The sequence below is a fragment of the Phenylobacterium sp. 58.2.17 genome (assembly GCF_026411515.1).
GTDB lineage: Bacteria > Pseudomonadota > Alphaproteobacteria > Caulobacterales > Caulobacteraceae > Phenylobacterium.
Map to the genome: position 1 here is coordinate 1 of NZ_JAPMTQ010000001.1, position 13617 is coordinate 13617.

General features: G+C 69.0%; 14 protein-coding genes. 5 read left to right on the forward strand and 9 right to left on the reverse strand.

The annotated features are described in order from the left end of the window. Positions 1–87: 87 nt before the first annotated feature. Positions 88–411, reverse strand: a complete 324-nt coding sequence (locus tag OUA97_RS00005) for a hypothetical protein (protein WP_267229670.1) — start codon at positions 409–411, stop codon at positions 88–90. A 268-nt stretch (positions 412–679) separates the two neighbouring features. On the opposite strand from OUA97_RS00005, the gene OUA97_RS00010 reads away from it, so the two are divergent. The 3 genes from OUA97_RS00010 to OUA97_RS00020 all read left to right on the forward strand — a co-directional run bounded on the left by OUA97_RS00010 (position 680) and on the right by OUA97_RS00020 (position 4238). After that, the gene (locus OUA97_RS00010) at positions 680–853 is read left to right on the forward strand and encodes a hypothetical protein (protein ID WP_267229671.1); all 174 of its coding nucleotides are present in this window, start codon (positions 680–682) and stop codon (positions 851–853) included. Positions 854–965: 112 nt separating this feature from the next. Next, positions 966–2177: an acyl-CoA dehydrogenase family protein gene (locus OUA97_RS00015; protein WP_267229672.1), complete on the forward strand. Its 1212-nt coding sequence runs from the start codon at positions 966–968 to the stop codon at positions 2175–2177. 69 nt (positions 2178–2246) lie between these two features. Further along, a complete protein-coding gene (locus OUA97_RS00020; RefSeq protein WP_267229673.1) occupies positions 2247–4238 on the forward strand; it encodes an OPT family oligopeptide transporter in 1992 nt (663 codons plus the stop codon). Here the strand turns inward: OUA97_RS00020 and OUA97_RS00025 are convergent. From OUA97_RS00025 to OUA97_RS00050, 6 genes are all read right to left on the reverse strand, one after another. Continuing rightward, the gene (locus OUA97_RS00025; protein WP_267229674.1) at positions 4235–4846 is read right to left on the reverse strand and encodes a TetR/AcrR family transcriptional regulator; all 612 of its coding nucleotides are present in this window, start codon (positions 4844–4846) and stop codon (positions 4235–4237) included. The two genes, OUA97_RS00020 and OUA97_RS00025, sit on opposite strands and share 4 nt — an antisense overlap. Further along, entirely contained in the window at positions 4843–5688 is an 846-nt protein-coding gene (locus tag OUA97_RS00030) for a ChbG/HpnK family deacetylase (RefSeq protein WP_267229675.1), read from the reverse strand. Before OUA97_RS00030 ends, OUA97_RS00025 begins: the two co-directional genes overlap by 4 nt. Positions 5689–5706: 18 nt before the next feature. After that, complete coding sequence (locus OUA97_RS00035) at positions 5707–6978, reverse strand: hypothetical protein (RefSeq protein ID WP_267229676.1); 1272 nt, start codon at positions 6976–6978, stop codon at positions 5707–5709. Then, positions 6978–7931 carry a BadF/BadG/BcrA/BcrD ATPase family protein gene (locus tag OUA97_RS00040; RefSeq protein WP_267229677.1) on the reverse strand — a complete coding sequence of 318 codons (954 nt, stop codon included), beginning with the start codon at positions 7929–7931 and terminating at the stop codon, positions 6978–6980. Before OUA97_RS00040 ends, OUA97_RS00035 begins: the two co-directional genes overlap by 1 nt. 329 nt (positions 7932–8260) lie before the next feature. Continuing rightward, positions 8261–8869 (reverse strand): response regulator FixJ, encoded by a 609-nt coding sequence (gene fixJ, locus OUA97_RS00045; RefSeq protein WP_267229678.1) that lies wholly within the window; start codon positions 8867–8869, stop codon positions 8261–8263. Continuing rightward, complete coding sequence (locus OUA97_RS00050) at positions 8862–10289, reverse strand: PAS domain S-box protein (RefSeq protein WP_267229679.1); 1428 nt, start codon at positions 10287–10289, stop codon at positions 8862–8864. Before OUA97_RS00050 ends, fixJ begins: the two co-directional genes overlap by 8 nt. Before the next feature lie 187 nt (positions 10290–10476). On the opposite strand from OUA97_RS00050, the gene OUA97_RS00055 reads away from it, so the two are divergent. Together OUA97_RS00055 and OUA97_RS00060 are read left to right on the forward strand one after the other, a co-directional pair. Further along, complete coding sequence (locus OUA97_RS00055) at positions 10477–11166, forward strand: alternative oxidase (protein WP_267229680.1); 690 nt, start codon at positions 10477–10479, stop codon at positions 11164–11166. A 14-nt stretch (positions 11167–11180) separates the two neighbouring features. Beyond that, positions 11181–11558: a response regulator transcription factor gene (locus OUA97_RS00060; protein WP_267229681.1), complete on the forward strand. Its 378-nt coding sequence runs from the start codon at positions 11181–11183 to the stop codon at positions 11556–11558. Here the strand turns inward: OUA97_RS00060 and kynA are convergent. Beyond that, positions 11555–12361: a tryptophan 2,3-dioxygenase gene (gene kynA / locus OUA97_RS00065; RefSeq protein ID WP_267229682.1), complete on the reverse strand. Its 807-nt coding sequence runs from the start codon at positions 12359–12361 to the stop codon at positions 11555–11557. The two genes, OUA97_RS00060 and kynA, sit on opposite strands and share 4 nt — an antisense overlap. Further along, entirely contained in the window at positions 12358–13584 is a 1227-nt protein-coding gene (gene kynU / locus OUA97_RS00070) for a kynureninase (RefSeq protein WP_267229683.1), read from the reverse strand. The genes kynA and kynU overlap by 4 nt, the downstream gene beginning before the upstream one ends. Positions 13585–13617 lie beyond the last annotated feature (33 nt).

Genomic DNA, 13617 nt, shown 5'->3' on the forward strand with positions numbered 1-13617 from the left:
TCAGATCGTAACGCGCCATTCAAAGCTCCCTTCCGGAAGCCTTGAATCAGCGTCGTCGATCGCCAGCAAGATTTATGGGTTCAGAACCTAGGCGGCAGGATCGACTTCGATCAGCTGGCGGTCCAGGCCGAGCGCTGGCGGCGACGGGAAGCTGAAGCGGCGCAGCTCACGCGTCCGGCGGCCGAATGGGTATCGACGCCCGCAGCGCTCGAACCAGCAGACGTGGCCGGGCGCGGAGGGGCGTCGAAACTGCAAGCAGCCAGCGCTGCGATCGCGACCCTGAAGGCGGTCCACGACCAGATGCGCCAGAATTGAATCGGCCGAACCGTCGCCCAGTTCGCTGCCGCCATCCACGGTCATGATGGAACCAGCCACGTACCTGGCGTTGTCGCTGGCCAGGACCACCGCCATGTCGGGGCGATGTCGTCCTCGTCAATCGTTTTCAATCGAATGGCAGATCTTTTCACGCCGACTGTCGAAGGGGCCCAGATCGATCGAGCGGTCAGCGAATCCGCGCACAGACGGAGCGTCGCCGGACACACCGAGACGGCGACGGCATGGCGCCCTGATTCGCCACCCTGGTGTTTTCCCTGGCTATCGTTGCGAGGCGGGACTTCTATTTTGTTGAAGGGCCACCCTGCAGGCCGTCGATCAGCTGCGGGGTTTCGGGAGGCTGGGCATGGACGACAGAACTGTCAGCCAAGTGGTGACGCCGAACCGCGCTTGCATGAACGATCTTGTCGAGCGCCTCGCGGTGTTGCTCCGCGATGCGCAACCGCCGTTTCTGCAACGATCGGAAATCCGCGACACGCAAGCCTGGACCCCGCGCCCATCGCGCAAGGACGTCCCGTAGCCGTTCGCGCGCCCGCGGCGACGGAACGGAAATCTGCGCAGGGTTACGCGACGGGCGCCTTTGCCGCGCCCACCACAGCCCATAGTTTGTCCGCAAATGCGGAGGAACGAACATGGCTGACTTCGGAATCGAGCAGGGGCTCGAGGAATTCCGCGCCCAGGCCCGCGCCTGGCTGGAGGAGAACTTCCCCGCCTCGCTGCGCGGCAAGCCCGGCGTCGCCGCCGCCCTGATGGAGGGCGAGAAGCCGCAGGGCGACGTCCTGCTGTGGATGAATCGCATGGGCGAAAAGGGTTGGGGCACCCCGACCTGGCCGGCCGAGTATGGCGGCGGCGGCCTCAGCGGCCAGCAGGCGCGCGTGCTGCAGCAGGAAATGGCCAAGATCGGCGCCTTCAACCCGCTGACCTTCGGCATGGGCGTGACCATGGTCGGGCCGACCATCCTCGACTACGGAACCGAGGAGCAGAAGCGCAAGCACATCCCTCCGATCGTGCGCGGCGAAATCCGCTGGTGCGTCGGCTATTCCGAGCCCAACGCCGGGTCTGACCTGGCCTCGCTGCAGACCAAGGCGGTCGACGCCGGCGACCACTGGACGATCACGGGCCAAAAGACCTGGACCTCGGGGGCCCAGTACTCGCAGTGGTGCGGCGCCCTGGTGCGGACCGACTCCAAGGCCAAGAAGCATGACGGCATCACCTTCATGCTGATCGACATGCAGCAGGCCGCCATCGAGACCCGGCCGATCGCCCTGATCGCCGGCGCCTCGCCGTTCTGCGAGACCTTCTTCAATGAGGCCCGCGCCGAGAAGGACGCGGTGCTGGGCGAGCTGAACGTCGGCTGGACGGTCGGCAAGCGGCTGCTGCAGCATGAGCGGGCGAGCCAGACGGGCGCGGCGAACGGCCCGCGGGCGACGCCGATGCACGAGATCGCCAAGCGCTACCTCGAGCTGGACGCCGACGGCCGCATCGCCGACACCGACCTGCGCACGCGGCTGACCCGGCACCTGATGGACGCCCAGATCCACCGTCTGACCCTGGCCCGCGCCGCGGCCGAATCGAAAGGCGCGTCGGGGGCCACCAACGCCGCCTCGGTGCTCAAGAACTCGGCCACCAACGTCGCCCAGACCCGCGCCGAGCTGACGCTCGAGATCATGGGCCACCAGGGCCTGGGCTGGGAGGGCGAGGCCTTCAGCAAGGACGAGATCGAGAGCGTCCGCAGCTGGCTGGGCGGCAAGGCGATGTCGATCTACGGCGGCTCGGCCGAGATCCAGAACAACATCATCTCCAAGCGGATCCTGGGCCTGCCCGACAACACCCAGTCGACCTGATCCGCTGGCGGGGGCGCATGTGATCGGCCACAACTGACCCGAACACTGCGCCTCTGCGGGGATTCGGCCATGGGACAGGGCGACAAGCGAATCGAGCTGACCCTGCGGGGTCTGGCCCTGGGCTGCCTGATCACGGTCGTCTTCACCGCGGCCAACGTCTATCTCGGCCTGCGGGTCGGGCTGACCTTCGCCTCGTCGATTCCCGCAGCGGTCATCTCAATGGTGATCCTGCGGGGCCTGAAGACCTCGACCATCTGGGAAAACAACATCGTCCAGACGGTGGCCTCGGCCGCCGGGACGCTGTCGTCGATCATTTTCGTGCTGCCCGGCCTGGTGATGGTCGGCTGGTGGACCGGCTTTCCGTTCTGGACCTCATTCTGGATCTGCGTGATCGGCGGGGTCCTGGGGGTCATGTACACGATCCCGCTGCGCCGGGCGCTGGTGACCAATTCGGACCTGCCCTATCCGGAAGGCCGCGCGGCGGCCGAGGTGCTGAAGGTCGGGTCAGGCACGCGCGAGACGGCGGGCGGCGCGGAGGCCAAGGCCGGCCTGGCCGCGGTGGTGGTCGGATCGCTGGGCTCGGCGGCGATCGCCGCGGCGGTCGGAATGCGCGCCCTGGCGGCCGAGATCGCGGTCTGGTTCCGGCCGACGCCCACCACCGCCACCGGACTGGCCGGCGGCCTGCAGCTGGCGCTGATCGGGGCCGGACACCTGATGGGGATCGCAGTCGGAATCGCCATGCTGGTCGGCACGATCATCGCCTGGGGCGTGGCGGTGCCGATCATGACCCATACGAACCCGGCCGCGACTGGGACCGCGGCCGAGATCGCCCAGGCCGCCTGGGCCCCGGACGTGCGCTTCATCGGGGCCGGCGCGATCGGCGCGGCGGCGATCTGGACGCTGGCCAAGCTGGCCGGGCCGGTCTGGGCGGGCCTGGCCGGCGCGATCCGCGCCTCCGGCCTGCGGGCCGCCGGCAAGGGCGCGGACCTGCCGCTGACCGAGCGCGACATGCCGATCTGGATCGTCGGAGCGGTGATCCTGGGCGCCCTGCCGCCCCTGGCCGTGCTGCTGCACAGCTTCCTCGCCGCCGGTCCGCTGGAGAGCGTGATCTGGCCGCTGATCGCCGGCGGGGTGCTGTACGTCGTGATCGCCGGGTTCCTGGTGGCGGCGGTCTGCGGTTACATGGCAGGGCTGATCGGCTCGTCCAACAGCCCGGTCTCGGGCCTGGCCATCCTCTCGGTGCTGGGCGCCTCGTTGCTGCTGGTGCTGCTGGCGGCCAACACGGTGGGCCCGACCGGCCACGGCGCCCTGGTCGCCTACGCCCTGTTCGTCACCGCGGTGCTGCTCAACGTCGCGACCATCGCCAACGACAACCTGCAGGACCTGAAGACCGGCCAGTTGGTCGGCGCCACGCCCTGGAAGCAGCAGGCGGCGCTGATCGTCGGCGTCGTCGCCGGCGCCTGCGTGATCCCGCCGATCCTCGACATTCTCAACAGGGCCTTCGGCTTCGCCGGCGCGCCGAACCTGCACGCCATCTCCGACCAGCCGCTGGCCGCGCCGCAGGCGGTGCTGATCTCGACCCTGGCCAAGGGGGTGATTCAGGGCGACCTGCCGTGGATCTACATCGGCGTCGGCGTGGCGTTGGGCGTCGTTCTGGTCGTCGTCGACGAGTTGCTGCGGCGGTCGGGCAAGTACAGCCTGCCGCCGCTGGGCGTCGGTATCGCCATCTATCTGCCGGCGGCGGTCACCCTGCCCGTCGTGCTGGGCGCGGTCGTGGGCTGGGCCTATGACCGTTGGGTGAGCCGCAAGCCGCATGGCGCGGCGGCCCAGCGACTGGGCGTACTGCTGGCCTCAGGCTTCATCGTCGGCGAGAGCTTGTTCAACGTGGCGCTGGCCGGGCTGATCGTGGCGACCAACAACCCCTCGCCCATCGCCGTGGCGCCCGAGGCGTTCCCCGAGCAGACCATGTGGGCGGGCGCCGGCGTCGTCGCGCTGACGGTGCTGGGCCTCTATCTTTGGACCGAGGCGCGCGCCCGCAAGCTGCCGCCGGAAGCGCCCTAGGATCGCGGCGACAGCCTGGCGATGACCCCGGCCACATAGGCGCGCATGCCGCCAGCCATCGACACCGCCCCGTCGCTCAGCAGCCACTGCAGGCGCAGGCCGTCGAGCACCGCGGTCATGTTCGCCGCCTCGACGCCTGAGTCGAAATCGCCGGTCAGGTCGCCGGCGCGGCGCGCCTCCTCGAAGGCCTGGGTCAGCATCGCCCGGAAGCGGTCGTAGCGGCCCACGAAGTAGGCGTTGATCTCCGATCCGCCCGACAGGTTCTCGGCCGACAGGGTCACGTCCAGCGCCGTCAGGATCGGATCGGCCTCAAGGTCGGCGCCGAACTCGGCCATGCGCTGCAGCAGCGGCAAGCCCTGGACGTCACGGACCTTCTCCAGCGCCTCGTCCTGCTCGCGGTCGCCCTCGGCGATCACCGCCAGCAGCAGAGCGTTCTTGGTCGGGAAATGGTAGAGTAGGCCCGCATCGGTGATGCCGGCCTCCTGCGCGATCGCAGCCAGGCTGGAGCCCTTGAAACCCTGACTCGCGAACAGCCGCCGCGCGGCGTCTAGCACCGCCGCCCGGCGCGCCCTGCCCCTGGGCTGACGGGTTCCAGGCGGCGCGCTCATGCGGCGCGCCGCTGCAGGTCGCGCAGGGGGCGGAAGCTGATCATCCGGAAGCCCTGGTCGTCGAGGAAGCCGCGGGTCGCCGGATCCATGACCACCGCATGGTCGTCGATGCGGATCAGCGGCTCCTTCTTGTCGTAACCGCGCAGTTCAGGGCCATCGAGCACCGGGTGGACGTTGGCCTCGGCGACGCCGGCTGCGAGCTCCGGCAGGGTCGTGCGCAGGAGCTCGCCGGTAGGCCGCCCCCACTGGGACACGAACTCATCGTTGCAGACCAGGCCGGCGGCCGCGGCCATAGCCCGACCGGAGACGCCCAGCATCGCCTCCAGGTCCGGGCCGAGCATGCGCAGCGGCAGATCGTATTCCTGCGCCAGCTGGACGTAGACCTCCAGGAAGCGGGGATCGATCTGGTTCGCGCCCATGTGCGAGTCGAGGTGGGTGATGTCGACGCCCCAGGCCAGGGCCTGCTCTATCTGGGCGCGGCATTCGGCGCGGACCTCGTCGATCTGGGCGCGGGCGAAGACCGCCGCGGCCGTCGAGGGCAGGAAGCCGTCGCTGTCGTGCAGCGAGCGGCCGCCGGTCAGGGAACGCCAGCGATAGCCGGGATACTCGGCGGTCAGGGTCAGATGCACCCCGAGATCGAGGCCAGCGAACATGTCCACCGCCTCACGCGCCCAGGCGCAGGGAACCATCAGCGTGCCGCTGGTGGCGACCCCGGAGGTCATCGCTTCATGGCAGGCCAGATTGGCGGCGTGACTGGAGCCGACGTCGTCGCAGTTGATGATCAGCAGCCGCGCATCGGCGTCGTAGCCAAGGCGTTCGACCAGACTCTTCGCAGGCTCCATGGCGTCCCTCCCCGGACGTTATTGGTAGTTCAGGCCGTGCGCGGCGAGCATCTCGTCGAGCATCGGCTCGGCGATATCGATGTCGCCGACCAGCGGGTGGGCCAGCAGCGCCTGCAGGGCCACGTCGCGGCTGCGCGTGACCGCCGCTTGCACGGTCAGGCTCTCGTGCGCCTTCACCGCCTGGACCAGGCCGCGATAGGCGAGCGGGATCTCGCCCACCGGCAGGGGCCGCGCCCCCGAGGCGTCCACATGGCAGACCGTCTCGACCGCGACGTCGTCGGGCAGCCCGACGACCGCGCCGTTGTTAAACGCGCTCATCACGATCTTCGCGCCCCGGTCGTTGAGGACGGCGTCGAGGGTGTCGAAGGTGACGCCGCTGTAGCCCTCCCCGCCCCGGCGGATCAGGGCCGGCGGCTTGGTCGCCACGGCCGGGTCGGCGGCTTCGGCCAGCACCTCGGCCTCGATGTCCATGACCGCCTGGGCGCGAGTCCGCTGGGCGCTCGCCATCGCCTCGAACTCGGCCCGGCGATGGAAGTAGAGGTCGCCGTACTTTTCGACCGGAATCGCGCCGAGCCGAGGCGCGATCTTCAGCGCGGAGGCGAACAGGGCGTCGTTGGCCGTAGCGCCGTCTGCCAGGTGGGCGATGGCCCGGGCGGTGACGTCCTCGTCCCCCGCGGTGATCTGGTGGATGAAGCCCAGGTGGTTGAGGCCGACGCTGGCGATCTGCACCTCCCCGAACACCGGCGCGAGCAAGCGGCGCAGGCGATGCTGGAGCAGCGGGATCGAGGAACACAGCCCGAGCAGCTTGGCGTCGGTGTGGTTGAGCACCGCCTCGGTCACGATACCGCTGGGGTTGGTGTAGTTGAGGATGAAGGCGCGCGGCGCGACCCGGGCGATCGTCCGGGCGATGTCGATCATCACCGGGATGGTCCGCAGCGCCTTGAACATACCGCCGGGGCCGGTCGTCTCCTGACCGATCACCCCGTAGCGTAGAGGGATCGTCTCATCGAGCTGGCGGGCGGCCATGCCCCCAACCCGGATCTGGGTGACGACGAAGTCGGCCCCGGCGGCCGCCTGGGCGAGGTCGGAACTCTCGCGGACGGCGATCTTGGCGCCCTTGGCGGCGATCATCCGGCGGGTCAGGCCGGCCATGACGGCCAGCCGCTGCGGGTCGCTGTCGGTCAGGCTGACCTCGGCGAGCTCCAGCCCCGGGCGGTCCAGCACGCCTTCGACGATCTCGGGCGTGTAACTGCCCCCGGCGCCGACGATGCAGAGGACGATGGGACGCATCAGACGGTCTCCAGTTCGGCGAGCTTGGCGAAGAAAGGCTTGGGGTCCAGGCCCGCCCGGAAGGCGGCGAACACCGCCGCGCCCAGGTCCGGCGGCAGCGCCACCGGGGTCAGCCGCGCGTCCGGCAGCTGGCGTGAGAGCATCTCGCCGAGCCGCAGCTGAAAGGCCGTCCCGCCCTGGGTGATGACCCCGCCGCCGAACGCCGCCTCGAAGGGCGCCCCGATCCGCTCGCCCATCACACGCATGGTCAGCACGTAGTCGTCGGCGGCGCGGTCGATCATCTCGGCCGCGGCCGGATCGCCGGCCTGCCAGGCGGCGAAGACCACCGGCGCGACCGCCATCCGCCGCTCGCGCGCGGCCTCGTCCCGAAACGCCCATTCGGCGAAGCGTTCGGCCGGCACGCCGCAGTGAGCCAGCACCCGATCCTTGAGCTCGCTCGGCGCGGCGCGGCCGTCGATCATCCGGGCGGTCAGGGCGAAGGCGGCGCGGCGGACGTCGAAGACCTCGGCCACGTCGAGACTGTCGTAGATGGCCTCGCCGCCGGGCGCAGCGCGGTAGGCGGTGGTGACGCCGCTGCCGTGCTGGAACAGGGCGACCGCGTCGGCCCGCGACACGCCCCACAGCGCCACCAGCCCGTCATTGACCAGTTCGAGCCGGCCTTCGAGCCCGAACCGGGCGGCGATCAGCCGGTGCTGCTCGGCCTGCTCGTCGGCGTAGTCGACGCCGCTGAGGCCCATGGCGACCCGCTCGACATCGGCCAGGGACACCCTCGCTTGCTCGCAGAGCCGCGCCAGCACCCGGCCGACGACCTTGTAGAAGCGCAGGTCCGGCAGGCCCACGATCGCGGCGCCGATGTCGCGCACGCGGGCCAGGACACGCCCCGTCTCATCGCAGAGAACGGCCGCCGTCTTGGCCCCGCCGCTGTCCAGCCCGATGAGAAGACGCCTGCTCACGTTCGCTCGTTCCCCGATGGTCGCCCGATCGATTCCTAGCGATCACTAGGATTTTTGCAACAGGCGAAAATGAAGCGACCGGCGCATGGCGTGCGCCGGTCGCTTCGGGGGTCGAGTTTCCAATCCAGGCCCTTCCGTAGAAGCCCTTAAGGAGCACTCACGAATATTCCGGCGGGGTTGAAAGCATCACCTTGGGTCCATCAGACAGGAGCCCACCCGATGTCGTTCGACACCCTCTACCTGACCATGGTCGTCGTCGCCTTTTCCGCCTTCGCGCTGATCCTCGGCGGTGTTTCGATCTGGAGCGCGGCCGGCGGCAAGAAGCGCGGCTAGCCCCGTTCCGCCAGCATGGCCATGCGGACCAGCTCCGACAAGCTGGCCGCCTTCATCTTGGTCATGACGTTGGCGCGATAGATTTCGACGGTGCGCGGGCTGATCCCCAGGTCGAAAGCGATCACCTTGTTGGCGTGGCCCGCCACCAGACCTCCCAGCACCTCGCGTTCACGCCCCGACAGGGTGTCCATCCGCGCGCAGATTTCAGCCGCCTCGGCCGCACCTTGGCGGTCCTTTTCGCCGTCGCGCAGCGCCGCATGGATCGCCGCCAGCAGCACCTCGTCGTCGAACGGCTTTTCAATGAAGTCGGCGACCCCAGCCTTCATGGCCTCGACCGCCAACGGCACGTCGGCGTGACCGGTGATCATCACGATCGGCAGGCGAAATCCCTGGCCCTTCAGCCGCCGCACCAACTCGATGCCCGTCATCTCGGGCATCCGCACATCGGTGACGACGCAACCGCTCGTGACCTCCGGAAGGGCCTCCAGGAAGGCTACGGCCGAGTCGTAGGTGCGCGGACTGAGGTTTGCGGTCTCCAGCAGGAAGGCCAGTGAATCGCGAACCGCCGGATCGTCGTCGATCACATGCACCAGTTCGTCAGCCATCAAGTTCCTCGTCCGCAACGCTGCGCAGCGTGAAATGGAAGGTGGCGCCGCCGCCAGGCGTGGTCTCCACCCAGATTCGGCCCCCATGCGCCTCGACGATCGTACGCGAGATCGAGAGCCCAACCCCCATGCCATGCCGCTTGGTGGTGATGAAGGGCTGAAAGAGCTGTTCGGCCACCTCCGGACTGATGCCCGGCCCAGTGTCGGCCACCGTCACCTGGGCCAGCTGATCGTCCGCGGGCCGGGTCAGGATGCGCAACTCGCGTCGGGGCGCCTCGTCCATGGCGTCGATGGCGTTGCGGATCAGGTTGAGAATGACCTGCTGGACCTGGACCTTGTCGGCCAGGACCAGGTTCACGGCCGGGTCCAGGTCGAACGAAACCCGCACGCCGTGCTCCTTGGCCCCGACCAAGGCCAGGGCGCCGGCCTCCTCGATCAGCTTGGGCAGGCTTTCGACCCGCCGTTCAGTCTCGCCGCGGGCCACGAAGTCGCGCAGGCGGCGGATGATCTGGCCGGCGCGCAGGGTCTGCTCGTTCGCCTTGTCGAGCGCCTCGCTGAGCCGCTCGCGCGGGATCGGATCGCTGGCCAACAGGCGCACGGAGCCGCGCAGATAGTTGGCGATGGCCGACAGCGGCTGGTTCAGTTCATGCGCCAGGGCCGAAGCCATTTCCCCGAGCGCGGTGAGCCGCGAGATGTGGACCAGTTCGGACTGCAGCTCCTTGAGCCGCGCCTCGGTCCGGTGGCGCTCGGTCAGGTCGCGGACAAAGCCGGTGAAGAAACGGCCGTCGGCGGTGCGCATTTCGCCGACCGAAAGCTCCATCGGGAAGGTCGAGCCGTCCTTGCGCAGGCCGACGACGACGCGGCCGAGGCCGATGATCCGCCGCTCGTGGGTCCGGTAGTAGCGCTCCAGATAGCCGTCGTGCGCCTCCCTGTGCGGGGGCGGCATCAGCAGGTTGACATTGCGCCCCAGGGCCTCGGCCGCGGTCCAGCCGAACATATGCTCGGCGGCGCTTGAGAAGGACTGCATGGTCCCCTGCTCGTCGATCAGGATCATGGCGTCGGGCACGGTGTCGAGGATCGAGCTTAGGTGCGCCTCGCGCGCGGCCAGATCGCGGTTGACGGCGACCGCCTCGCGCCGCGAGCGCTGGAAGGACTCGCCGCCGACGACGATGGCCGCGGCGACTCCGGCGAAGACGATGGCGCTGGCGATGTCGGCGTCGCTGATCGGCCCGAGCCGCTGGGCCAGGAAAAGGCCGCACCAGACGCCGAGCATGGCCGCCAGCGCGCCAGGGGCCAGTCCCGAATGGGCCGAGGCCAGCACCACCGCGGGCACGAACACCAGGAAGGCGACGCGATCGCCGACAACCGGGGCCAGCAGCACGTGGGCGGCGACGCCGGCCAGGGTGGCCAGGATGGCCACCGCCGCACCGATCCAGACGTTGGACGAGCCGTACTGCAGGATCTGGCCTTCCCTGTTGCGCCGCCTGTCCGATACCGCACCGCCAGGCGCGGCGAAGCTAGGGGATACCCCTTAAGAGGAAGACACGGATTCTGTCCAAGGGCCCGCACGCGTACCTGTTCGCCAACATCGGAGCAGGAGCCCGAATATGACCGCCCCCCTCGTCGACACCAGCGTCCATCACAAGCCGCAGGGCCTTTCCGACAGCGTCGCCTTCGGCTTCGTGAAGCTGCTGCGGTTCTGCGCGGACACCTTCTTCGCCAAGCGCTACGGCCACCGGGCGGTGGTGTTGGAGACCGTCGCGGCGGTCCCGGGCATGGTCGGCGCCACCCTGACCCACCTGAAGTGCCTGCGCCGCATGTGCGACGACAAGGGTTGGATCAAGACCCTGATGGACGAGGCCGAGAACGAGCGCATGCACCTGATGACCTTCATCGAGGTCAGCAAGCCGACGCTGTTCGAACGCTTCGTGGTCGTGGCGGTGCAGTGGGTGTTCTACCTGTTCTTCTTCGGCCTCTACATCGTCTCCGCCAAGACCGCACACCGCGTGGTCGGCTATTTCGAGGAAGAGGCGGTGATCAGCTATACGCACTACCTCGCCGAGATCGACGAGGGCCGCAGCCCGAACGTGCCGGCGCCCGAGATCGCCAAGCGCTATTGGGGTCTGGCCGCCACCGCGACCCTGCGCGACGTGGTCCTGGTGGTCCGGGCCGACGAAGCCCATCACCGTGACGTCAACCACGGCTTCGCCAACGAGATGGTCGGCCTGCCGCAGACCCCGGTCGCCCCCTGCCCGCCGCACGCGCAGCTTGAGCCGACCTGGAAGGCCGCGGCCTGAGAATGGAAGCCGCCGTGCGCCCCGCCCCCCTGCTTCTGGTGGACGACGACCCGGCCGTGCGCACGGCGCTGAAGTTCGCCCTGGAGCTCGACGGCTATGAGGTCGAGACCTTCCCCGACGCCGAGAGCCTGGCGGCCTGCCCGCGGCTCCCGGCGGACGGCTGTCTGGTGGTCGATCTACAACTGCCGGGGATGGACGGGCTGGAACTAGTCGAGGTGCTGCGCCGCCGGGCCGTTCGGCTGCCGGCCCTGCTGATCACCACCCATCCGACCGCCATAGTGCGGAGCCGGGCGCAGGCCGCAGGCGTCGACATCGTCGAGAAGCCGCTGCTGGCCGAGGCCCTGGGCGAGGCGCTGAACCGCGTGCTGAGCGCCCCCCCGCCGCAGCACTAGAGGACCGTGCGAACCCCGAACAACTCGGGGAAGAACGAGCCCTGCAGCGCCTTGGCCAGATAGGCCGCGCCAGCGCTGCCGCCGGTGCCGCCCTTGAAGCCGATGATGCGTTCGACCGTCTTCAGGTGCGCGAAGCGCCACTGCTGAAAGCGGAACTCCAGGTCGACAAGTTTCTCGGCCAACTCATAGAGATCCCAGTATTTATCCGGATCCCGGTATACGGCGATCCAGGCCGCTTCGACCGCCGGATCGGCGCGATGCGGCTCGCGCCAGTCACGCTCCAGCACCGAGGCCGGGATGTCGAAACCACGCCGCGCCAGCAGGGCGATGGCCTCGTCATAGAGGCTGGGCTCGGCCAGGGCCGCGACCAAGGGCGCGTGAACCTCCGTCCCCTCGTGGACGAGGAGCATGGAGGCGTCCTTGGCCCCCATTACGAACTCGAGCATCCGATACTGGAACGACTGGAAACCCGAGCTCTGGCCGAGGTGCGGGCGCAGGGCGTGATAGTCGCTGGGGGTCATGGTGCCGAGCACGTCCCAGGACTGGATCAGCTGGCCCTGGATGCGGCTGACCCGGGCGATCATCTTGAAGGCCGGGCCGAGGTCATCGGCGCGGATGTGCGCGCGGGCCGCACGCAGCTCGTGCAGCGACAGCTTCAGCCACAGTTCGGAGGCCTGGTGGATGATGATGAACAGCAGCTCGTCATGCTCGTCCGAGCGCGGCTTCTGGGAAGCCAGCAGCGTGTCGAGGCCAAGGTAGTCGCCATAGCTCATCGCCGGCGGGGTGTGCAGCTTCTCGCTCATGTGACGGCCGAGACCTCGTGATAGCGGGCCTGCCGCCACTCGCCGCGGGCCATGATGTCGGAAAGAATGTCGACGGCGTCCCAGACGTCGACGTAGCGGACATAAAGCGGGGTGAAGCCGAAGCGCAGCACGTCAGGCGCGCGGAAGTCGCCGATGACGCCGCGGGCGATCAGGGCCTGCATGATCGCATAGCCGCTCTCGTGGGTCAGGGCGACCTGGCTGCCGCGAGAGGTCGCGTCACGTGAGCATCCCAGGCCAAAGCCTTCGCAACGCTCGAAAACGAGGTCGAGGAAAAGGTCGCCCAGCGCCATCGACTTGGCCCGCACCTGGCCCATGTCGACGCCGTCGAAGGCCTCCAGCGAGGCCTCCAGCGCCGTCAGGCCGAGCACCGAGGGCGTGCCGCAAAGACCGCGCAGCACGCCGGGCGCGGGGGCGTAATCGTCGCTGAACGCGAACGGCGCGGCATGCCCCATCCAGCCGGTCAAAGGCGTCTGAAAACTTTGCTGCAAGTGCTTGGCGATAAACAGGAAGGCCGGCGCGCCAGGCCCGCCGTTGAGGTACTTGTATCCGCAGCCGACGGCGAGGTCCGCGCCGCAGCCATTGAGGTCCACGGCCAGGGCGCCCGCCGAATGGCTGAGGTCCCACAGGGCCAGCGCACCGACAGCATGGGCCCGCGCGGTCAGGGCGGCCATGTCATGGACGGCTCCGGTCTTGTAGTGGACGTGAGTCAGCAGCAGCAGGGCGACGTCCTCGTCCAGCGCCGCGGCGAGGGCTCCGCGCTCGACCACCCGCAGCTCCACGTCGCCAAGCAGGTCGCGCAGGCCTTGGAGGATGTAGAGATCGGTCGGAAAATTGCCGGGCTCGGTGACGATCACCTTGCGGCCGGGCCGCGCCTTCAACGCCCCCGCCGCCAGCTTGAAGAGGTTCACCGAGGTCGAATCGGCGGCGATCACCTCGCCCGCCCCCGCCCCGATCAACCGGGCGATCCGATCGCCCACACGGGACGGCAGATTGATCCAGTCGGCGGTGTTCCAGCTCTTGATCAGGTCGCGGCCCCATTCGTTCTGCACCGCCGCCTCCAGGCGGGGGCGAACATTGCGGGGAAGCGCGCCCAGCGAATTGCCGTCGAGGTAGATCACCCCGGCCGGCAGATCGAACAACTCGCGCCGCGCCGCTAGCAGGTCGCGGGCGTCGAGGTCCAGGCAGTCTTTGCGGCTCAACATGACGCCGCTCTATCCGTGAACGCCCCCGGCCGC